Origin of the sequence: Streptomyces sp. 8N706 (assembly GCF_052245415.1) — a bacterium.
Classification (GTDB): Bacteria; Actinomycetota; Actinomycetes; order Streptomycetales; family Streptomycetaceae; genus Streptomyces.
The window spans coordinates 1-19,833 of the sequence record NZ_JBQQBW010000117.1 but is presented as its reverse complement, the minus strand read 5'-3'; the positions used below and the strand labels follow the sequence as shown (position 1 = coordinate 19,833).

Sequence of the window (19,833 nt, the reverse complement as noted above, 5' to 3'; positions counted from 1 at the left end):
GGACTGGGAGCCACCGCCTTCTCCTTACGCGGCGGGGCACCGGGGCGTGGACCTCGCTACGCGTCCGGGCGCGACCGTACGAGCCGCGGCCTCGGGCCGGGTCTCCTTCGCCGGGAGCGTGGCGGGCCGCCGGGTTCTGGCGATCGAACTCGACGGCACGGGGACTCCACCTCTCCGCGTCACCTATGAACCCGTACGGGCGGGTGTGCGGAAAGGCGACCGAGTGACCGCCGGGGAGCCGGTGGGGACGGTGAACGACGGCCCCTTCCACTGTCCGTCCGGTTGTCTGCACTGGGGGCTGCGGCGCGGTGACCGCTATCTCGACCCGTTGTCCCTGCTTCCGGCGTGGATGCTGCGCGGCGGGCCGTCCCGGCTCCTGCCCGTCTTCGGCGTTCCCGAGCCTCAAGCAGCCGCAGGCGCGGCTGCCGCGCACCGACTCCCGCCGATCGGCCCGCCGAGGCACCGCCCGCGCCCCGCACGATGGAGCGCTCCTCCTCCACGTCTGCCGCCACCCCTTGGGCACTGCCCGCCGCTGCCATCCAGGATGCGTTGTCCGGTCGGTTTCGCGGGCCCGCGCCCCTCCTCCGACTCCGTCCGGCAGACACCTCCGGGCATCGCGGTCCGTTGGCCGCCGACCGGCGGGGGTCGCCCGGCGGCAACTGGGCACACGCTCCACGCTGCGGCGCTCTCCCCCGCCGCTCACCCGACTCCGTCCGCCAGGCTCCCCCAGACAACCCGCTCCCGTCGGCCACCGACCGGTGGAGGGGCGTGGGGCTCCCCGGCGGTAGCGGGCGAACACTCCACGAGGCCCGCTGTCGGACTCGCCCGAGCACTCTCCCGGCCTTCGGTCCGGCGATCCCCGTACCGGGGACGATCATCTGCTTCGCCCGTCGGAGTCCACCACGCCTCGTCATGCCGCCTCAGCCTCAGGGGCGTCTCTGATGGCCTTCGCAGGCTCGCGACGCCCGCGGAACTCAAGGACGCCCTCGCCCGCTTCTGCGGCTTCGAGGACGCCTCGCACGCCACTCCCCCAGCCTCAGGCCGGGGTTACCCCCGCCACCTTGCGATGCGTCCCCAGACTTCGGCCGGGGGCGCGCCCTACAGCGGGCGCCGCTCGTGATCAGAACACCTACTCGGCCGGGTGGTGCCCGCAGCCCGTCGGGGGAGCCGGATCAGCCGCAGACGCCGTGCAGAGCCATCGACACCGCGGCCTCGGTGATCCCCTCCGGATCTTCGGCCGCTCCGAGTTCGATACGGCGGACTGCCGCGTCCACGACTCCCTGGAGGAGCATCGCGGCCAGCCGGGGCTGCTGGTGGCCGAGGTCGCCGAGGGCTTCGACGATCATGGCGATCAGCCCTCCGTGGGCAGCCCGGATCTTCTCGCGCGCGCCGGCGTCCAGCTCTCCCGCGGAGATCGCGACGACCGCCCGGTGGCGCCGGTCCCCGACGAGAGCCAGCTGCTGCCGGACATACGCCTCGATCTTCCCCTCGGGCGTGTCGGCCCGTTCCATGGCCGCCTCGACTTCAGCCGCCCAGACCGGGAAGTCGACCGCGCACAGTTCCTCGACGACTGCCGCGCGGGAACGGAAGTACTCATAGACGGAGGACCGCGCCAGGCCGGTGCGCTCGGCGAGGGCGGGGAAGGTCAACGCCTCCGTACCGCCTTCGGACAGGAGGGAGCGGGCTGCGTCCAGCAGGGCGCCGCGCTGCATGGTCCGGTGCTCGGCCACTGAGGCCGCTCGAATCCTGGGCACGTCCCCACTCTACGGACGGGGTGGTCGGCGCCGCACTCCACATCGCGAAGACGGTGTCGAGTCGTATGGCACGAAGAGACGATTCAGCGAGCGACGTCGGCCAACTTGGCCCGGAGCTGCAGCACGGACTTCGTATGGATCTGGCTGACCCGGCTCTCGGTGACGCCGAGGACCTCCCCGATCTCCGCGAGGGTGAGCCCCTCGTAGTAGTAGAGGGTGACCACGGTCTTCTCCCGCTCCGGGAGGGTGTTGATCGCCCGTGCCAGCAGCCTCCGCAACTCGCGGTCCTCGGCCACCTCCACCGGGTTGTCCGCGGCCGTGTCCTCCAGGGTGTCCATCAGGCTCAGCCGGTCTCCGCCCTCGCCGCCGGAGTGCAGCAGCTCCTCCAGGGCGACCACATTGGCCAGCGACAACTGGCTGAAGACGCCGTGCAGTTCGTCGAGTCCGATCCCCATCTCCGCGGCCACCTCCGCCTCGGACGGAGTTCGGCGCAGTGCTGCCTCCAGCGTGGCGTAGGCCCGCTCGACCGCGCGCGCCTTCTGTCGGACCGAGCGGGGAATCCAGTCGAGCGCCCGGAGTTCGTCAATCATCGCCCCGCGGATGCGGGTGATCGCATACGTCTCGAACTTGATGGACCGGTCGGGATCGAACTTCTCGATGGCGTCGATGAGCCCGAAGACTCCGGAGGAGACGAAGTCCGCCTGCTCGACATTGGGTGGCAGACCGACGCTGACCCGCCCGGCCACGTACTTCACCAGGGGTGAGTAGTGGAGGATGAGCTGCTCTCGCAGCCGGACGTCGGCCGTGGCCTTGTACGACCGCCACAGTTCGTCGAGCGACGAGGGTGCGGCCGACCGCACGCTGCCGCGGGCCGCGGGTGGCACTGCCGCACGGTCAGACCCGGAGGTGTGCTGGGGCATTCGTTGCCTTGAGCCGTTCTGCCGTCACCGGAGTGAGGACGCCTGTCTTGGTCGGAACGCTTGTGAGCGTAGCGTGACTGAAGTGTCGCAGAGTGCGAAGAGAGCGGTTTCGTGCTTGCGCAGATACGTTCCGCGGGCTGCACCTGGGAGTTACGGCCACACAGACGCGTGTCGGCCGTGAACAGAACACAAAGTCGGCTGTTGCGGTCATCGGCCCAACCCTGTCACCCGGTCGCCGCAGGTCAAGGACCGCCTCGCCGGGCTCTGCCGGAAGGCCCGGGATCATGGGACAACTGCCACCGTTCGCCGTGCCGTTCGACGAACCCCAGTGACTGCAGTTCGTACAGCCTTGCCAATGCCTCGTCAGATCCGGTGCCCGCGTCCCGCGCGATGCGCCGTACGTCGGTGCTCGCCCGGGGCGGAAGGGCTTCCAGCACTCGGGTGGAGGCCGGGTCCAGAAGATCCCTGGCGACGACGGGGCCTCTGCGCTCGGGAGCCAGGTCCCCGACGCTCCCGATGAGTTCGATCACCTCGGCGGCATCCGTGACCAGCGTGGCCTCACCGCGCAGCAGCTCATGGACTCCCGCCGAGAGACCGGAGGTCACCGCTCCCGGGACGCCCATGGTCGCCCGGCCCAGCTTCTGCGCGCACCGCGCTGTCACCAGCGACCCGCTGCGGTACTCCGCCTCGACGACGACCGTGCCGCGAGTCAGCGCCGCGATCACCCGGTTGCGCAGCACGAACCGGCTGCGGGTGGGATGCGCGGCCGGTGGCAATTCCGCGACCAGCAGACCTCGTTCCGCTATCCTCCCGATCAACTCGGCGTGCCCGCGCGGATAGGGGACGTCCACGCCGCAGGCGAGGACGCCGATGGTCGCACCGCCGGCGGCGAGGGTGCCGCGATGGGCCGCGCCGTCGACACCGTAGGCGGCGCCGGAGACCACGACCCAGCCGGCCTCGGCGAGTCCGGCGCCCAGCGTGGTGGCGATATGAGCGCCGTACCCGGTGCAGGCCCGTGCCCCCACGACGGCCACGGACCGCAGCGCCCAGTACCGTAACGAGGGCCGCCCCCGCACCCACAGACCGATCGGGCGGGCGTCGCCGAGATCGTCGAGCTGCTGGGGCCACTCCTGGTCGCCCGGGCACAGGAACCGGCCTCCGACGGCCCTCACCGCAGCCAGGTCCGCGGAGGGGTCGAGCCCGGCGGCCCGGAGGCGGTATCCGGCCAGGCGCTCGGCGCTCGCCTCCGACAGGGGCTTCCCCGCCCCGGCCAGCAGACGCATCACCGCCACGGGTCCCATCCTCCTCAGCCACGCACCGACGAGTTCGTCCCCCGGCTCGACGATTCTCGTGAGGGCCGCCCGGGCCAGGCGCTGTTCGTCGTCCGCCGCTTCGCGGGCGCCTCCGGTCATCGGGGAGCCGGTCATCGAGGAGCCGGTCATCGAGGACCACCTGCCATCACGGCGCCCCGCTCGACGCCCGTCCGCAGCTGGAGGGCATGCGCCACGTCCCGCCCCGTGGGCCGGTCGCGCCCGGCGAGGTCGGCGACCGTCCAGGCGACACGCAGCACCCGGTCCATGCCGCGAGCCGTCAGCAGGCCCCGCTCCATGTCATGCTCGGCCTCCCCCATCGCGCCGGGTGCGGGCTGCCAGCGTGTGCGCAGTTCGTATCCGGGCACCTCGCCGTTGATCCGCCAGGGGGTGTCCGCCAGGCGGGCCGCGGCCCGTTCTCTGGCCTCGCGCACCCGGCCGGCCACCACGGCGCTGGATTCACCGGCCGGGGCCGCTCCGGCCAGCTCCGTACGGCTCACGGCCTCCACCTGGACCTGGAGATCCACCCGGTCCATCAGCGGTCCCGACAGTCTCGACTGGTAGCGGCGGATGGCCGACGGCGGGCAGTCACATCCTCTGCCGTGCAGGGCGTGGCGCCCGCACGGGCAGGGGTTCGCGGCGAGGACCAGGAGGAACACCGCGGGCAGCCGCACCACCCCCGCGCTGCGGGCCACGACGACATGCCCCGACTCCAGCGGCTGGCGGAGCGCGTCGAGGACGCGGGCGCTGAATTCCGGGGCTTCGTCGAGAAACAGCACGCCCCGGTGGGACAGGGAGACCGCGCCGGGCCTCGGCAGGCCGTTGCCGCCGCCCACGAGCGACGGCATGGTCGCCGAGTGGTGCGGGGCGCAGTAGGGCGGCACCGTCACGAGTGGCTTTCCCGGTGGCAGCAGGCCCGCCACCGAGTGCACCGCGGTGACCTCCAGGGACTCCCGCCGGGTGAGCGGCGGCAGCAGCGCCGGAAGCCGCTCGGCCAGCATCGTCTTACCTGCGCCCGGCGGCCCCTTCAAATAGAGGTGGTGTCCTCCCGCAGCGGCGACCTCCAGAGCGAGGCGGGCGGCCTTCTGGCCCGCGACATCGGCCAGGTCCGGCGCGGGTCCGCCGTCTCCCGCCGAGCCCAGGAGTCCCGCGCCCATTCCTGCCCCTGGCACCGTCAGCCCGGCCAGCATGGGATCCGGGCGCCCCTCCCCCCGGAGCTCGTCCTCCGGAGGCACCGGCTCGTCGGCCAGGACGGCGATGAGCTGGCGCAGGCTGCGGACTCCGAGGACCGAGACCCCGGGGACCAGGGCGGCCTCCGCGGCCGTGCGCTCAGGGACGACGACCTGGCGGTAGCCCGCCTCCGCCGCCGCGAGCACGGCGGGCAGCACACCACGCACGGGGCGCACCCGCCCGTCGAGGCCCAGCTCGCCGACCATCACCAGATCCGCGATCTGCCGGGGATCGATCCGGTCGGCGGCCGCCAGGACGGCACAGGCCACGGCAAGGTCGAACCCGCTGCCGCCCTTGGGCACCGACGCCGGGCTGAGCCCCACCGTGAGCTTCCTCTGCGGCCAGTCGGCACCGGAGTTGACGACCGCGGCACGCACCCGGTCCCGGCTCTCCACCAGGCTCTTGTCCGGCAGTCCGACGAGCGCGAAAGCGGCCAGGCCCGGTTCGAGGTCGGCCTGGACCTCGACGACCACGCCTTCCACCCCCACCAGGGCAACCGAGCAGGTGCGGGCGAACCCCATCAGGCCACCCCCCGAACATGCTCCACGACCGGGGCCCCGCGCAGCGGCAGCAGCACCCCGACGAGATCGATCCGCACCCCGCCCGGCGGCGGCCCGCCGTGCCGCTCCAGCCACCGGTCGGCGAGCCAGCGCGCCGCCAGCCTGCGGAGCCGCTCCGCCTTCCGCCGCGTCACGGCCGCCATCGGGTGCTCGTAGACACCGGCTCGGCGGGTCTTGACCTCGCACACCACCAGCGCGTCACGGTCGGTCGCGACGATGTCGATCTCGCCATCCCGGCAGCGCCAGTTGCGCTCCAGAACCGTCATCCCGGCCTCGGCCAGCCTCCGTGCCGCCAGGTCCTCCCCGTAGCGCCCGAGCGCTCCCCGTGCGTTCATCCGTACCACCTCCGTCACCGACTGTGACGGTTCCGGAGGAATCGCGGGGATCATGGTCCAAAGCTGTGGATAACTCGCCCGTCGCACCCCGCCCGGCCACTCGTTCGGGTGAGCTGAGCCGGCGCGGCGTACGGGGAGGCGCTCGAAGGAGGAGGCCGCCTGCTCGGCGGGGACAGCCGATGGACCCGGAGCAACGGGTCGAGCAGGATCAGCCCCCAGGCCTGACCCCCGTCGAGCAGGATCAGCCCCCGGCCCGCCCCGTCGAGCACGACCAGCGCCCTCGCCCCAACCCAAAATCAGCCGAAAGGACAGGTCAGCTGCTGAAGCCGGACTCCCCCGAAGGCAGATCCAGGTCGCTCTTGTTGAGCTCCTCGATGTTCACATCCTTGAAGGTGAGCACCCGCACCTGTTTCACAAAACGGGCCGGGCGGTACATGTCCCAGACCCAGGCATCGGCCATCGAGACTTCGAAGAACACCTCACCCTGCACCGAGTGCACCTGCATCTCGTAGTCATTGGTGAGGTAGAAGCGACGCTCGGTCTCGATCACATATTTGAACAAGCCGACGACATCGCGGTACTCCCGGTAGAGCTTCAGCTCCATCTCGGTCTCGTACTTTTCGAGGTCCTCGGCGCTCATGGCGTGTTCCCCTTCAGCCGTGCGTCCCCCCATTGTGCGTCAGAGCCGCGGGCCCTAGACGATTTCAGCGGCCAGGACCGCGGGCGTAGTGGGAGGTCCCTCGGTGAGCAGTGTCCGCAGCAGCTCCGCGAGCCTGGTGGGATACACCGTCTCACGCGAGGCGGACAGTTCCTCGGACGTCCACCACCGCAGCCCCGTGACGCTGCGACGCTCCAGCTCCGTGTGCCCGCCCGTCTCGGTCCGCGTCTGGGCGGTGCGCCCCAGGTAGTACCACTCGTCCTGGTTCCAGCGCCGCCCGTCGAACGGAAAGGAACAGCTGCGCCGCCACAGCAGCGGCCCCAGCCGGACATCCGTGATGCCGGTCTCCTCCGCAAGCTCCCGGCGCGCGGCCTCCTCCCGGGTCTCCCCCTCCTCCACCCCGCCGCCCGGGGTGAACCACCAGGTCGAGCCGGGCTCCGAGGGTTCGAAGCCGTGCAGCAGCAGAATCCGGTCGTCGGGGTCCAGCAGGACAACGCGGGCGACCATGCGCTCCATGCCTACGAGTCTCCGCCCCTCCACGCCGTCGAGTGTGCGCCCGTCCATGCCTACGAGTCTCCGCCCGTCAGACACCGGACGGTACCCTCCCCCGCCCCAGGCGGCGTACGACCGGCCCGTAGGCCGCCCCACCGAGGATCAACACCGCTCCACCGGTCACAGCGGTGGTGATCAGCGCCAGCGGCCCGGGCCGCGATACGCCGCCGGGCAGCGCCTCGAACCCCGAGGGCCGCGGTGCCAGCATCCCGAAGCCCTCCGGCGGCCAGGCCGTACCGTCCACGCGGGCGTTCACGGCCTTCCTCGGGACCGACCCGTGTCCCGCGTCGGTCAGATGTCCGCGCGAGTCCACGGAATCGCCCCGGTGGTCACCCAGCAGGAACAGACTCCCCTTGGGGACGGACGCCTCGAATGCGTCCGGCGAGGCCGGTCCCTTGCCCGGCAGATACGGTTCCTCGACCGACTCGCCGTTCACGGTCAGCCGGCCCTGCTTGTCGCAGCAGGCGACCTGGTCGCCGCCGACCCCGACGACCCGCTTGACCATCGGCATGGTGCCCCACACCGCGTCCGTGAACACGACCACGTCGCCGCGCCGCACCTCACCGCCGTCGATGCGCTCCGCGAGCACCCGGTCCCCCGGGTCCACGGTGGGCGCCATCGAGTCGGTCGGCACGGTGTACGGCTTGTAGAGCACCGCGCCCCAGACAAAACCACCGAGGAAGAGCACACAGCCGACGGCCACGGCCAGCCCGGACAGCACATTGCCCAGGCGTCCGTGGCCGGCGTCAGCCGTACGTCCCGCACCGCTCATCCCAGCTCCCCGCATCGAAGATCTGGGACCGCACCCTACCCGGCGGTACCGACAGCGGTCAGCCGCTCTGCGCCGCCCTCCCGGATCACAGCGTCACGGCTTCACGGCTTCACGGCGTCCACAGGTCCCGCTGCACCGGGCTCATGCCCGAGGAGCCGCCTGCGCCGCCACAGCACCAGGGGCACCGCGCCCGCGAGCCCCAGGGCGGCGGGGGCCACCACACCGGCCGCGTTCAGCCCGGACTGGTCGAAGGTGTCCGGCACGGGCAGCGTGGACCAGCGGCTGATCGGCCAGGCCACCACGATCGCGCGGCCGACGACCTCGTCGTCCTTGACCGTGCCGTTCCCGGGCAGGTTCTGGTGGTAGCGCGAGTCCAGCGAGTTCTGACGGTGGTCGCCCATGACCCAGATCCTGCCCTGGGGCACCTTGACCGGGCCGAAGGGCTTGTCCCCGCAGGACGTGTCCCCGGGGTAGAGATACGGCTCGTCGAGCGCCTTGCCGTTGACCTTCACCGGCTGGGTGCCGCCCTTGCACTCCACCGTGTCACCGCCCACCGCGATGACCCGCTTGATCAGGTCCTTCTCCTCGGCGGACGGCATGAGCCCGATGAAGCTCAGCACCTTCTGGAAGCCCTCGGCCACGGGCCCCGAGTCGGGCTGCGGCGTCTCACCGAGCCAGCCGCCCGGGTCGTGGAAGACGACGACCTCACCGCGCTCCGGCGTCGAGCCGAACCAGGGGGTCAGCTTGTCGACCAGCACCCGGTCGCCACGTTGCAGAGTGTCCTGCATCGAGTCGGAGGGGATCGAGAAGGCCTGCACCAGGAAGGTCTTGATGAGCAGGGCCAGCAGCAGCGCGATGCCGATGAGGATCGGCAGCTCTTTCCAGAACGAGCGCTGCGGCTTCCGCTGCTTCACACGACTGTCCGCCTCCTCGGCCGCAACGGGCCGCTCGTCGAGCTCCTCAGGCCGCTCTTCCGGGCGTTCCTCGGGCTCTTCGTGACCGGATCGTGCGCCGACCGCCAAATCCCCCACATCCACTCCTCACTCCACGCTGCCGCCTGCCCCGCACACGGCGCAGGCCCACCACTCCCATAACGAGCGGGAGTTCCGCAGGGGTCGGGAGTTGAATCATTGCTTGCACTTCTCGGGGATCTCTTGACCGTTCGGTCCCGGGGGACACATTAGGTGCTGGTGCGTCCGCCGTAGTCGTCACGCCACGCGCGTCGGGCACCGAGGCGTACGTCTCCGGCTCCTCAAGGCGCCGCATGTGTCCGAACGGCCATGCGATCACCTCGGCCCGGCCGACCACCAGGTCCTCGGCGACCGTGCCGTTCCCGGGCTCGTCCAGATGGAAGCGGGAGTCGGCCGAGTTGGCCCGGTGGTCGCCCATGACGAAGATCCGGCCAGGCGCCACAGTGACCTGGAACTTCATCTCCGACGGCGCGTTCCCGGGGTGGAGATACGGCTCGTTCAGGGGCATGCCGTTGACTGTGACCTTCCCATCCTTGTCACAGCACTTCACGGTGTCGCCGCCGACCGCGACGACCCTCTTGATCAGGTCCTGTTCGTCCTCCGACGGCAGCAGGCCGATGAACGTCAGGAAATCCTTGCCCTGTTTGATGCCCACGGGGTCGTCGGTGACGGGGGTCTTCTCCTTCTCCAGCCAGCCGCCCGGATCCTTGAAGACCACCACGTCCCCGCGCTCCGGCTTCGAACCGAACCACGGGGTCAGCTTGTCCACCAGAACCCGGTCGCTGATGCGTATCGTCTGCTCCATCGAGCCCGAGGGGATCACGAAGGCCTGGACGAGGAAGGTCTTGAGCACCAGCGCAATCATCAGCGCCACGCCTATGAGGAGCGGGATCTCCTTGGCGGGGGAGAGACGCCTCCGGCGCTTGACCCGGCGCGCGGCCTTGCGGCGGTCGGCCCGCCCGGGCGTCACCCGTCCGGTCGTCGGCCGGTCACCCGTGGGCAGACGGGTGTCCATGCGGTGGGCTCCGTACCGCGGCCGTCCACGGTTACCCATGGGCGCCTGCCGTCCCGTGTACGGACGGCGGCGGTACGCGGTCGAACGCGTCCGGACGCTCGAGGGCCGTCCAGTGATCGGACGGCCAGCCGATCCAGTCCGCTCTGCCGATGACGCGGTCGACCGGGACCATGCCCCCGCCGGGGTCGCCGAGGTGGTCCCGGGAGTCACGGGAGGCGCTGCGGTGGTCGCCCATCACCCACAGCCTCTCCTCCGGCACCACGATGTCGAAGGGCACCTGCGACGGGGGGTCCCCCGGGTACAGATAGGCCTCGTCGACGGCCTCGCCGTTCACTGTGATCCTCCCCCGCTTGTCGCAGCAGATGACCCGGTCTCCCCCGACCCCGACCACACGCTTGATGTAGTCGGTCTCCTTCGGCTCGGCCAGACCGACCGCGGCAGCCCCTTCCCGCAGCAGGGCGGTCACCGCATTCCCGGTCCGCCCGCCGCGGACGAACGACCCGGTGCCGTCGAAGACCACCGCATCGCCCCGCCGCGGATCATCACCGAAACGGTACGCCAGCTTGTTCACCATCACCCGATCCCCGACCCGCAGGGTGTTCTCCATCGAGCTGCTCGGGATCAGGAAGGGCTGGACGACAAAGGCGCTGAGCAGCATCAGGACGGCTGTACAGAGGCTCCCCAGGAGCATCGCGCGCCACCATGGGCCGCGCGGCCCGCCGAGAAGCCGGAACAACCTTTCCTGTCCCGGAATACGCAGGGAGCGCGACCTCTGTTCACACCCCTCCTCGAGGGTTGAAGAGCGGTCGCGCTCCGTAAGCCGTGCGTCGGTGTCCATCGGGCCCAAAGCCTATCCGGCCGGGCCGGGACCTCCGACACGAGCTCAGTTGTCGCGCTTCTCCTTGATCTTCGCGGCCTTGCCGCGCAGCTCACGGAGGTAGTAGAGCTTGGCGCGACGCACGTCACCGCGGGTGACGACCTCGATCTTCTCGACGATCGGGGTGTGCACCGGGAAGGTGCGCTCGACGCCGACGCTGAAGCTCACCTTGCGGACCGTGAAGGTCTCGCGCACACCGTCGCCCTGGCGGCGGATGACGACGCCCTTGAACTGCTGGACACGGGAGCGGTTGCCCTCGATGACGCGCACGTGGACGTTCACGGTGTCGCCGGGGCGGAAGGCCGGGACGTCAGTGCGCAGCGAGGCGGAGTCGACGCTGTCGAGAAGGTGCATGACCGTCTGCTTTCTTCGCTGATGCCACAGGTCATCAGCGGAATGTGGTGTGAGATTACGGATGCCGTTCGCAGGAACGGCACTGTGCCGGGCGGGCGTCGTTCCCCCTGTGGCAGGGGCGCGCGCCGGACACAGCAACGGCTTATTCTTCCACGGCCCGGGGCGCCCGCCAAAATCGGCCGTCCGCTGCCTGTTCCCAGCCCAGCTCGGCCAGGATCGCGCGATCGTGCCGGTCGAACGCGACCGGGTCGCAACGTTCGATCAGATCGGGCCGGTTGAGGGCCGTCCGGCGGAACGCCTCATCACGCCGCCAGCGGGCGATCCTGCCGTGGTGGCCGCTGACCAGGACCTCGGGGATGCCACGGCCGCGCCACTCGGGCGGCTTGGTGTAGACGGGCCCCTCCAGCAGGTTCGTCATCGCGCCCGGCGCGAAGGAGTCGTCACGGTGCGAGTCGGCGTTGCCGAGGACACCGGGGAGCAGCCGGGCGACCGCCTCGGTGATCACCAGCACCGCGGCCTCGCCGCCGGCGAGCACATAGTCACCGATGGATACCTCGTGGACCTCGAGCTTCTCGCCGTACTCCTCGATCACCCGCCGGTCGATGCCCTCGTAGCGGGCGGGCGCGAAGACCAGCCAGGGCCGCTCGGAGAGTTCCACGGCGAGCTCCTGGGTGAAGGGCCGGCCGCTCGGGGTCGGTACGACGAGCGTGGGCCCGGCCGTCCGCGCGTCGCCCGACTCGATGATCGAGTCCAGTGCCTCGCCCCACGGCTCGGGCTTCATGACCATGCCGGGGCCGCCGCCGTACGGGGTGTCGTCGACGGTGTTGTGGCGGTCGTGCGTCCACTCCCGCAGGTCGTGTACACGGACGTCCAGCTGTCCACGCGCGCGTGCCTTGCCGACGAGCGAGACGTTCAGCGGCTCCAGGTACTCGGGGAAGATGGTGACGACATCGATACGCATCAGCCGTCGCCCTCGACTTTCTCCGTCCGGCTGCCCGCGATCTCGGCCCGCGCCTCGTCGATCAGACCCGGCGGAGGGTCGATGACCGCCCGCTGCTCCTCGAGGTCGATCTCGGGGACGATCTCGCTGACGAACGGAATCATGACCTCGCTGCCGTCCGGCCGCTTCACGATCAGCAGGTCCTGGTACGGCAGATGGGAGATCTCGGTGATGCGGCCGACCTCGGCGCCGTCGACGGTCACCACGTCCAGGTCCATCAGCTGGTGATCGTAGAACTCCTCGGGGTCCTCGGGGACCTCCTCGGGGTCCACCTCGGCGATGAGCAGGATGTTGCGCAGCGCCTCGGCCCCCGTACGGTCCCGGACGCCCTCGAAGCGCAGCAGCAGCCGGCCGCTGTGCACCCGGCCCGTCTCGATGGTCAGCGGGCCGGCCGAGGCCGGTTCCGTGGCCAGGACGGCGCCGGGCCCGAGCCTCAGCTCCGGCTCGTCCGTGCGCACCTCCACGGTGACCTCGCCCTTGATGCCATGGGCGCGGCCGATCCGCGCGACTACCAGCTGCACTGTTGCTCCACTCCCCTCCGCTGCCCGCCGCCGCTGCCGCGGAGGTGCTTCCTCGCCGTCGGGGTTCTTGCGAGGTTCTCCATGTGATGGTCGCAGTCGACAAAGGCCGGGGACGGCCGCAAGGCCCTCCCCGGCCCGTGCCGGTGTTCAACCGCCTGTCAGCGGACCTGGTCCACGTCGACGAGGTCGACCCGGATTCCACGGCCGCCGAGGGCGCCCACGACGGTGCGCAGAGCACGCGCGGTGCGGCCGTTGCGGCCGATCACCTTGCCGAGGTCGTCGGGGTGCACCCGGACCTCCAGCACGCGTCCGCGACGCAGGGTGCGCGAGGCGACCTGCACCTCGTCGGGGTGGTCGACGATGCCCTTCACCAGGTGCTCGAGGGCCTCCTCGAGCATCCTCAGGCCTCGGTCGACTCGGTGGACTCAGCGGCTGGGGCCGCCTCGTCCGCCTTCTTCTCGGACTTCTTCGCCTTCGGGGTGATGGCCTCCCCCTTCGGCTCCTCGCCGGTGTCCTTCGCGGCGGCCTCGAAGAGGGCGCGCTTGTCGGCCTTCGGCTCGGCGACCTTCATCGGCTCCGGGGCGGGCAGGCCCTTGAACTTCTGCCAGTCGCCGGTGACCTTGAGGATGGCGAGGACCGGCTCGGTCGGCTGCGCGCCGACACCCAGCCAGTACTGGGCACGCTCGGAGTCGACCTCGATGCGCGAGGGGTTCTGCACCGGGTGGTACAGACCGATCTCCTCGATGGCCCGGCCGTCACGGCGGGTACGGGAGTCGGCGACGATGATGCGGTAGTGCGGCGACCGGATCTTGCCCAGGCGCTTCAGCTTGATCTTGACTGCCACGGGAGTGGTGTCTCCTGCTCTATGACGTGTTTGAACGCGCGGCTACCACGTGGGGTTGTGGGATCCGAGCGCTCGATGGACGCGTCAGCCGAGGGAGAGAGGGGTCCGAACCGGCTGCCGAGTACTCAGCGGTCCATTCTGCCACACGGCAGCGGCTGCGCCGTACGCCCCGGTGTGGCCCATGGACGGGCCACGACGGGGCCGTACGGCGTCCTCAGGCGGCCGCGACCGTTTCGGGGATCCGGAACGGCTTGCCGCACCCGCCGCAGACGATCGGAGCCTGGGCCAGCACGGACGGGACGACCCGGACATTGCGCCCGCAATCGCAGACCGCCTTGACCCGCACCCCGCCACCGGAGGAGCCGTGCCGGGCGGCCGGGCCCCGGAAGCTGCGGGCGGAGTCCGCCGCCGTCGCCGACTTGTGCGCCTTGAGGGCACGCTGCAGCCGGTCGATGGTGGGGCGGTAGCGCTTGCGCGCCTCGGGACTGAGGACGACCAGCGAGAAACCGCTGCTGGGGTGCGGCTCGTCGGAGTGGTCCAGCCCCAGTTCCTCGGCGATCGCGAGGAATCTCCGGTTGTGGTAACGGCCGGCCCGCGAGGTGTCGCGAATCCCCCGGGCCGCCGCGATGCCATGGACGGCTTCATGGAGAAGCCGCTCGAAGGAGAGCTCGGCGCCGCAGGCGGACGAGGACTCTCCGATCAGTGATTCGGGCGCAGCGAGATCCGGCAGCTCGGGGTGGTGCCGTTGAATATCGGCCCACGCCTGTGCCAGCTCCGCGGCGAGAACAGGTGGTGTCGTGCTCACGTCGTGACAACGAGCCGGAGTGCCCTGGTGTTCCGATTCCGGGCCATCCCAAATATTTTGCACGTACCAGTCAGTTCACTCTCATGCGTCCTGACGAGGGCGGGTGCGCAGATCTGTGGAGGACCACCCCAGCTCCCGCCAAGCCGGTACGTACCATCCCGTACGCCCCGGCGCGTAGAGAAACTCCTCACGCCGGGGCGAAAACAGCCCGGGCGAGGCTCAATGGCCCCACTCCGCGACCGTCGTTCAGTAGGCGCGCGCCACAATGGCGAGCGTACCGGGAGCGTCGTCCGACTCCGGCACCGACCCGTCCTCGGCGACCAGACAGCGCACGGTGACGGCCTGCTCGGCGAGCTGGGCCTCGCCCTCGGCGCCCAGCTCGGCCCAGGGGATACGGGCCCAGCCGCCGGCCACCGCGGCCTCGGCCGCCTCCTCGACAGTCTTCACATCGGAGGTACGGGCCTCCCGGCGCTCCCGGGACTGCTGGAGCAACAGCGCCTGGTCGTCCTCGAGGATCTTCGGCAGGAGCGTGTCGAGAGCGTCGATCCGCACGGCCTCCTTGCCGCCGGGGCTGTGCTTGCCCAGGATCCGGCGGACGAGCATGGCGGTGCCGTTCTCCAGGTCCCGCGGACCGACCTCGATCCGGACCGGGACGCCCTTGAGCTCCCAGTCGACGGCACGGCGGCCGAAGGGGGTGTCGGTGCGGTCGTCGACCTGGACGCGGATGCCGGCCGCCCTCAGCCGGTCGCCGATCTCGCGCACCTGCGCGATCACCGCGTCGTCGCCCTTGATGGCGAGGACCACGGCCTGGACGGGCGCGAGGCGCGGCGGGATCCGCAGGCCGTTGTCGTCCCCGTGAGCCATGATCAGACCGCCGACCATACGGGTCGAGACGCCCCAGGAGGTCTGCCAGACCAGCTCCTGCTTGCCGTCCTTGGACAGGTACTGGGTGTTGAAAGCCTTGGCGAAGTTCTGCCCCAGCTCATGGCTGGTGCCCATCTGCAGGGCCTTCCCGTCGCCCATCATGCCCTCGAGCGTGAGGGTGTTGATGGCTCCGGCGAAGCGCTCCTTGGGGGTCTTGCGGCCGAGGACCACGTCGATTCCGAGGACGTCGACCATGAAGTCGGCGTAGACGTCCTTGTGGATCCGGGCGGCGTAGTCCCGGGCGTCCTCGTACGTGGCGTGCGCGGTGTGGCCCTCCTGCCAGAGGAACTCCGAGGTGCGCAGGAAGACACGGGGGCGCATCTCCCAGCGCACGACGTTCGCCCACTGGTTGATCAGCAGGGGCAGATCGCGATAGCTCTGCACCCACTTGGAGAAGTACTCGTTGATGATCGTCTCGGAGGTGGGCCGTACGACCACCGGCTCCTCGAGCTCCTTGCCGCCGCCGTGCGTGACCACCGCGAGCTCGGGGGCGAACCCCTCGACATGCTCGGCTTCCCTGGTCAGATACGACTGCGGGATGAAGAGGGGGAAGTAGGCATTGGAGGCGCCCGCGTCCTTGATGCGGGCGTCCATCTCCTGCTGCATCCGCTCCCAGAGACCGTATCCGTACGGTCGGATGACCATGGTGCCGCGCACGGGGCCGTTGTCGGCCAGCTCGGCCTTGTTGATCAGGTCCTGGTACCAGCGCGGGAAGTCATCCGCCTGGGGGGTGAGTACGGGAGCCTTTGCCATGCGGAGATGGTACGGGGGTGCCACCCTGAAAGGTGAATCGGCCCGGGAGCGCGGGTCGGTACGGGGGCGCACGAAAGGTGCACGTAAGCATCGCCGCACAACCCCTGGACGCGGGGACGGATGAGCAGTTCCCTGGCATACGGGGGATGCGGAGCAGCGCGGTCACGGGGGCGGGTCAACCACAGGACGGAACGGCTCTCGGCGGATTGGGGCGCTTCTATGACACCCACGCTCGTACGGCAGCACCGGCTCCACCCCGTATCCCCGCCTCCCGCGGACGCGCGTGCGCGCGCCCGTGACTGGGCCGAGATCCAGGAGCGCATGCTGGTGCCGCTCTACGAAGCGGTCTACGAGCGGCTGGAGGTGGGCCCGGGCACGCGCCTGCTGGGCCTCGGGTGCGGCTCCGGTCTCGCCCTCCTCATGGCGGCCGCCCGGGGCGCCCGCGTCACCGGCACGGAGGCGGATCCCCAACTCCTCGCGCTGGCTCGGGAGAGGCTGCTCCCGGGGGGCGACGGGGGCTCGCAGGAGGACCGTACGCGCCGGTTCGGGAGGACACCGGCGGAGGTCGCGGACCCCTTCGGACCGGCGTTCGGCCTGGTCACGGCCTTCGACCCGCAGGCGTACGGCGACCGGCGGGCGTACGGCGACCCGGCGCCGCTTCTCTCGGAGGCGGGCGCCTTGGCGGAGCGCGGCAGTCCGGTCGTCCTGGCCGGGTGGGGGCCGGCCGAGCGGTGTGCCACCTCCTCGGTCCTGCGGGTGGCGTCCCGGCTGGCGGACCCTTCCCCGGCCTCCGGCGCGGGGCACAGCGGCACGCCCGGTGGCTGGCGTCCCGGCGGCCGCGACGACCTCGAGGACCTGGCCCACCGGGCGGGTCTGCGGCCCGACGGCTCGGGGAGGGTGGCCTGCCCGTTCGGTTACGCCGACATGGACAGCGCGGTGCGCGGCCTGGTCTCGACCGGCCTGTTCGACGCCGCAATGGCCGCGACCGACCGGGAGCAGATCGCCAAGGAGCTGACCGAGGCCCTGCATCCTCATCTGCGCCCGGACGGCACGGTCTGGATGCCGAACGTCTTCCGCTATCTCATCGCACGGGTGTGAGACCGCGTCAGCTGTGAGACCGTGCCGCGGGACCGGTTGCTACTTGCCGTCCGGCGGAAGCATGTCCCGGAACTCCTTGGGGAGTTCGAACGAGCTCGCGTCCTGACCGGCGCCCGGGATCCCGAACGCGCCCCCCTGACGGCCGTCCGCGGCCGCAGCCCTGCGCTCGGCCGCGGCCTGCTCCTCGGCCTTGCGCTTCATCGGGTTGCCGCTCCTGCGCTTGCCCTTGGCCTGCTTCTGCTGCTTCTTCTGCCGGCCGGGGCCGCCGCCCATGCCCGGAACACCCGGCATCCCGGGCATCCCGCCGCCCTGGGCCATCCGCGACATCATCTTGCGCGCCTCGAAGAAGCGCTCCACGAGGTTCTTCACCGCGCTGACATCGACACCGGACCCCTTGGCGATACGGGCGCGGCGCGAGCCGTTGATGATGTTCGGGTCGTGCCGCTCGCCGGGCGTCATCGACTTGATGATCGCGGCGGTGCGGTCCACGTCCCGCTCGTCGAGGTTGTTGATCTGGTCCTTCATCTGGCCCATGCCCGGCAGCATCCCGAGCAGCTTGGAGATGGAGCCCATCTTGCGGACCTGCTCCATCTGCGCCAGGAAGTCGTCGAGCGTGAACTCCTTGGGGCCCTTCGCCAGCTTGGCCGCCATCTTCTCGGCCTCGGCCTGGCTGAAGGTCTGCTCGGCCTTCTCGATCAGGCTGAGCATGTCGCCCATGCCGAGGATGCGGGACGCCATACGGTCCGGGTGGAACGCGTCGAAGTCGTCCAGCTTCTCGCCGTTGGAGGCGAACATGATCTGGCGGCCGGTGACATGCGCGATGGAGAGCGCCGCACCGCCCCGGGCGTCGCCGTCGAGCTTGGAGAGGACGACACCGTCGAAGCCGACGCCGTCACGGAACGCCTCGGCAGTGGTGACCGCGTCCTGACCGATCATGGCGTCGACGACGAACAGGATCTCGTCCGGGCTGACGGCGTCGCGGATGTCCGCGGCCTGCTGCATCAGCTCCTGGTCGATACCGAGGCGGCCGGCGGTGTCGACGATGACCACGTCGTGCTGCTTGCCCCGGGCGAACTCGATCGAGTCCTTCGCGACCTGCACCGGGTCGCCCACGCCATTGCCCGGCTGCGGGGCGTAGACGGCGACGCCGGCGCGCTCGGCGACCACCGACAGCTGGTTCACCGCGTTGGGCCGCTGGAGGTCGGCGGCGACGAGGACCGGCACGTGGCCCTGGCCCTTGAGCCACTGTCCCAGCTTTCCGGCGAGGGTCGTCTTACCGGAACCCTGGAGACCGGCGAGCATGATCACGGTCGGCGGGTTCTTGGCGAACCGGAGACGGCGGGTCTCGCCGCCGAGGATGCCGATCAGCTCCTCGTTGACGATCTTGATGACCTGCTGCGCAGGGTTCAGGGCCTGGGAGACCTCGGCGCCGAGCGCCCGCTCCTTGATCTGCTTGATGAACGCCCGCACCACGGGCAGGGCGACGTCCGCCTCCAGCAGGGCGATACGGATCTCGCGCGCCGTGGCGTCGATGTCCGCTTCGGACAGGCGGCCCTTGCCCCGGAGGTTCTTGAACGTCGCTGCGAGGCGGTCGGAAAGAGTGTCGAACACGGCGGTCGCGAATCCTCGTATCGGGGGCGGTCGGGCATCCCCTGGGGGTACCTCCCAGCGGCAGCCGGTGAAGAGGTGAGGGGAAGAACGACCCCCAGGGTATCCGTCCCGTCCGGGTGCGGTCTGCCCCGCACCCGGACATGATCTGCGGTCTCCGGCTCAGCGCAGGGCGCTCTCGATGGCCTGTGCGACCTCTGCGGCGCATCCGTCGGGGAGCGGGGCGCCCGCGGAGTCTGTGACATAGAAGGCATCCACGGCGTTCGCTCCGAGCGTGCTGACATGGGCGCTGCGCACCTGGACCCCGGCCGCGTCGAGCGCCCGGCCGATGCGGTGCAGCAGCCCGGGAACGTCCTGCGCCCGCACCTCGATGACGGTGGCCAGCCGGGAACCCGCCGGGGCGACGGTCACCCGCGGCGGCGGTGCCTGCACTCCGCGGCGGCGCGGATAGGCCGCCTCGCGCTCCGCGAGCCGGGCCGGGATGTCGAGCGAGCCGTCCAGCGCACGGACGAGATCACTGCGCAGACGGGCGGCCTGCGGCAGGGAACCGTATTCGGCGGCCACCCGCCAGGTGAGCAGCAGGACGCCGCCACCGGGCTCCTCCGGGGCGGCTCTCCTCTGCATCGTCGGCCGCCGGCCGAGGCCGTCGGGCAGTTCGACGGCGCGCAGATCCGCGGCGCGCACGGTCAGTCGGTGCATCGCGAGCACCCCGGCCACCGCGGGCAGCACCCCAGGCTGGTCGGGGACCGCGATCAGCAGTTCGACCCCGACCGGCTCCGGTCCGGGATCCGCCGGGTGATCGTCCGGTGCCGCGCCGACGCCGTTCTCGCCGGGCAGATGCGGTTCCGTGATGTGGCCTCCCGCCTGGGCTTCGACCGCGCCGACGTGGCCGTACTCGCCACCCTGGTACGACAGCATCTGCTGCTGGTGGAGACGGCGACCCGGCGTGATCTCGACGACCCGGCGACCGTC

At 70.8% G+C, this 19,833-nt stretch carries 22 protein-coding genes; 2 read left to right on the top strand and 20 right to left on the bottom strand.

Going from position 1 to position 19,833, the window contains the following annotated elements:
* Positions 1-46 precede the first annotated feature (46 nt).
* Positions 47-1,120, top strand: coding sequence for a peptidoglycan DD-metalloendopeptidase family protein (locus ACTWQE_RS29020; protein ID WP_443332042.1), 1,074 nt, complete (start codon positions 47-49; stop codon positions 1,118-1,120).
* Positions 1,121-1,172: 52 nt separating this feature from the next.
* Here the strand turns inward: ACTWQE_RS29020 and ACTWQE_RS29015 are convergent, their stop codons facing one another.
* The 18 genes from ACTWQE_RS29015 to proS all read right to left on the bottom strand — a co-directional run bounded on the left by ACTWQE_RS29015 (position 1,173) and on the right by proS (position 16,155).
* Positions 1,173-1,730: a TetR/AcrR family transcriptional regulator gene (locus tag ACTWQE_RS29015; RefSeq protein WP_443332041.1), complete on the bottom strand. Its 558-nt coding sequence runs from the start codon at positions 1,728-1,730 to the stop codon at positions 1,173-1,175.
* 107 nt (positions 1,731-1,837) lie between these two features.
* Positions 1,838-2,674 (bottom strand): RNA polymerase sigma factor WhiG, encoded by an 837-nt coding sequence (gene whiG / locus ACTWQE_RS29010; protein ID WP_443332040.1) that lies wholly within the window; start codon positions 2,672-2,674, stop codon positions 1,838-1,840.
* A gap of 242 nt (positions 2,675-2,916) precedes the next feature.
* Entirely contained in the window at positions 2,917-4,116 is a 1,200-nt protein-coding gene (gene dprA / locus ACTWQE_RS29005) for a DNA-processing protein DprA (RefSeq protein WP_443332039.1), read from the bottom strand.
* Positions 4,113-5,735: a YifB family Mg chelatase-like AAA ATPase gene (locus ACTWQE_RS29000; protein WP_443332038.1), complete on the bottom strand. Its 1,623-nt coding sequence runs from the start codon at positions 5,733-5,735 to the stop codon at positions 4,113-4,115. The genes dprA and ACTWQE_RS29000 overlap by 4 nt, the downstream gene beginning before the upstream one ends.
* Positions 5,735-6,109 (bottom strand): YraN family protein, encoded by a 375-nt coding sequence (locus tag ACTWQE_RS28995; RefSeq protein WP_443332037.1) that lies wholly within the window; start codon positions 6,107-6,109, stop codon positions 5,735-5,737. The genes ACTWQE_RS29000 and ACTWQE_RS28995 overlap by 1 nt, the downstream gene beginning before the upstream one ends.
* Positions 6,110-6,422: 313 nt before the next feature.
* Positions 6,423-6,749, bottom strand: coding sequence for a DUF2469 domain-containing protein (locus tag ACTWQE_RS28990; RefSeq protein ID WP_443332036.1), 327 nt, complete (start codon positions 6,747-6,749; stop codon positions 6,423-6,425).
* A 54-nt stretch (positions 6,750-6,803) separates the two neighbouring features.
* The gene (locus tag ACTWQE_RS28985) at positions 6,804-7,331 is read right to left on the bottom strand and encodes an NUDIX hydrolase (protein WP_443332035.1); all 528 of its coding nucleotides are present in this window, start codon (positions 7,329-7,331) and stop codon (positions 6,804-6,806) included.
* A 19-nt stretch (positions 7,332-7,350) separates the two neighbouring features.
* Entirely contained in the window at positions 7,351-8,091 is a 741-nt protein-coding gene (lepB, locus tag ACTWQE_RS28980) for a signal peptidase I (protein WP_443332034.1), read from the bottom strand.
* A gap of 101 nt (positions 8,092-8,192) precedes the next feature.
* Positions 8,193-9,005, bottom strand: a complete 813-nt coding sequence (gene lepB / locus ACTWQE_RS28975; protein WP_443332033.1) for a signal peptidase I — start codon at positions 9,003-9,005, stop codon at positions 8,193-8,195.
* Between the two features lie 46 nt (positions 9,006-9,051).
* Complete coding sequence (gene lepB, locus ACTWQE_RS28970; protein ID WP_443332032.1) at positions 9,052-10,116, bottom strand: signal peptidase I; 1,065 nt, start codon at positions 10,114-10,116, stop codon at positions 9,052-9,054.
* The gene (lepB, locus tag ACTWQE_RS28965) at positions 10,109-10,915 is read right to left on the bottom strand and encodes a signal peptidase I (RefSeq protein WP_443332031.1); all 807 of its coding nucleotides are present in this window, start codon (positions 10,913-10,915) and stop codon (positions 10,109-10,111) included. The genes lepB (ACTWQE_RS28970) and lepB (ACTWQE_RS28965) overlap by 8 nt, the downstream gene beginning before the upstream one ends.
* 45 nt (positions 10,916-10,960) lie before the next feature.
* Positions 10,961-11,308 (bottom strand): 50S ribosomal protein L19, encoded by a 348-nt coding sequence (gene rplS, locus ACTWQE_RS28960; RefSeq protein WP_443332030.1) that lies wholly within the window; start codon positions 11,306-11,308, stop codon positions 10,961-10,963.
* 142 nt (positions 11,309-11,450) lie between these two features.
* Positions 11,451-12,269, bottom strand: a complete 819-nt coding sequence (trmD, locus tag ACTWQE_RS28955) for a tRNA (guanosine(37)-N1)-methyltransferase TrmD (RefSeq protein WP_443332029.1) — start codon at positions 12,267-12,269, stop codon at positions 11,451-11,453.
* The gene (rimM, locus tag ACTWQE_RS28950) at positions 12,269-12,829 is read right to left on the bottom strand and encodes a ribosome maturation factor RimM (protein ID WP_443332028.1); all 561 of its coding nucleotides are present in this window, start codon (positions 12,827-12,829) and stop codon (positions 12,269-12,271) included. The genes trmD and rimM overlap by 1 nt, the downstream gene beginning before the upstream one ends.
* A gap of 158 nt (positions 12,830-12,987) precedes the next feature.
* On the bottom strand, positions 12,988-13,227 hold the full coding sequence (locus ACTWQE_RS28945) for an RNA-binding protein (protein ID WP_443332027.1): 240 nt from the start codon (positions 13,225-13,227) through the stop codon (positions 12,988-12,990).
* A 2-nt stretch (positions 13,228-13,229) separates the two neighbouring features.
* Positions 13,230-13,673, bottom strand: a complete 444-nt coding sequence (rpsP, locus tag ACTWQE_RS28940; RefSeq protein ID WP_443332026.1) for a 30S ribosomal protein S16 — start codon at positions 13,671-13,673, stop codon at positions 13,230-13,232.
* Positions 13,674-13,887: 214 nt separating this feature from the next.
* Positions 13,888-14,478 (bottom strand): hypothetical protein, encoded by a 591-nt coding sequence (locus tag ACTWQE_RS28935; RefSeq protein WP_443332025.1) that lies wholly within the window; start codon positions 14,476-14,478, stop codon positions 13,888-13,890.
* 246 nt (positions 14,479-14,724) lie between these two features.
* Positions 14,725-16,155: a proline--tRNA ligase gene (gene proS / locus ACTWQE_RS28930; protein WP_443332024.1), complete on the bottom strand. Its 1,431-nt coding sequence runs from the start codon at positions 16,153-16,155 to the stop codon at positions 14,725-14,727.
* A 219-nt stretch (positions 16,156-16,374) separates the two neighbouring features.
* Here proS and ACTWQE_RS28925 point away from each other — a divergent pair, with 219 nt between their 5' ends.
* Positions 16,375-17,253 carry an SAM-dependent methyltransferase gene (locus tag ACTWQE_RS28925; RefSeq protein ID WP_443332023.1) on the top strand — a complete coding sequence of 293 codons (879 nt, stop codon included), beginning with the start codon at positions 16,375-16,377 and terminating at the stop codon, positions 17,251-17,253.
* Between the two features lie 39 nt (positions 17,254-17,292).
* Here ACTWQE_RS28925 and ffh read toward each other — a convergent pair whose 3' ends face one another.
* Both ffh and ACTWQE_RS28915 read right to left on the bottom strand, forming a co-directional pair.
* Positions 17,293-18,864 carry a signal recognition particle protein gene (ffh, locus tag ACTWQE_RS28920; protein ID WP_443332022.1) on the bottom strand — a complete coding sequence of 524 codons (1,572 nt, stop codon included), beginning with the start codon at positions 18,862-18,864 and terminating at the stop codon, positions 17,293-17,295.
* A gap of 159 nt (positions 18,865-19,023) precedes the next feature.
* The coding region (locus ACTWQE_RS28915) for an ACT domain-containing protein (protein ID WP_443332021.1) at positions 19,024-19,833 on the bottom strand (810 nt) is incomplete at its 5' end.

Bases quoted from the DNA above. Each gene is read 5' to 3' on its own strand.
- ACTWQE_RS28985 (WP_443332035.1), bottom strand. From the start codon at position 7,331: ATGGACGGGCGCACACTCGACGGCGTGGAGGGGCGGAGACTCGTAGGC.
- whiG (WP_443332040.1), bottom strand. From the start codon at position 2,674: ATGCCCCAGCACACCTCCGGGTCTGACCGTGCGGCAGTGCCACCCGCG.
- proS (WP_443332024.1), bottom strand. From the start codon at position 16,155: ATGGCAAAGGCTCCCGTACTCACCCCCCAGGCGGATGACTTCCCGCGC.
- ACTWQE_RS28990 (WP_443332036.1), bottom strand. From the start codon at position 6,749: ATGAGCGCCGAGGACCTCGAAAAGTACGAGACCGAGATGGAGCTGAAG.
- ACTWQE_RS28995 (WP_443332037.1), bottom strand. From the start codon at position 6,109: ATGAACGCACGGGGAGCGCTCGGGCGCTACGGGGAGGACCTGGCGGCA.
- lepB (WP_443332034.1), bottom strand. From the start codon at position 8,091: ATGAGCGGTGCGGGACGTACGGCTGACGCCGGCCACGGACGCCTGGGC.
- ACTWQE_RS29000 (WP_443332038.1), bottom strand. From the start codon at position 5,735: ATGGGGTTCGCCCGCACCTGCTCGGTTGCCCTGGTGGGGGTGGAAGGC.
- dprA (WP_443332039.1), bottom strand. From the start codon at position 4,116: ATGACCGGCTCCTCGATGACCGGCTCCCCGATGACCGGAGGCGCCCGC.
- lepB (WP_443332032.1), bottom strand. From the start codon at position 10,116: ATGGGTAACCGTGGACGGCCGCGGTACGGAGCCCACCGCATGGACACC.
- ACTWQE_RS28925 (WP_443332023.1), top strand. From the start codon at position 16,375: ATGACACCCACGCTCGTACGGCAGCACCGGCTCCACCCCGTATCCCCG.
- rplS (WP_443332030.1), bottom strand. From the start codon at position 11,308: ATGCACCTTCTCGACAGCGTCGACTCCGCCTCGCTGCGCACTGACGTC.
- ACTWQE_RS28945 (WP_443332027.1), bottom strand. From the start codon at position 13,227: ATGCTCGAGGAGGCCCTCGAGCACCTGGTGAAGGGCATCGTCGACCAC.
- trmD (WP_443332029.1), bottom strand. From the start codon at position 12,269: ATGCGTATCGATGTCGTCACCATCTTCCCCGAGTACCTGGAGCCGCTG.
- lepB (WP_443332031.1), bottom strand. From the start codon at position 10,915: ATGGACACCGACGCACGGCTTACGGAGCGCGACCGCTCTTCAACCCTC.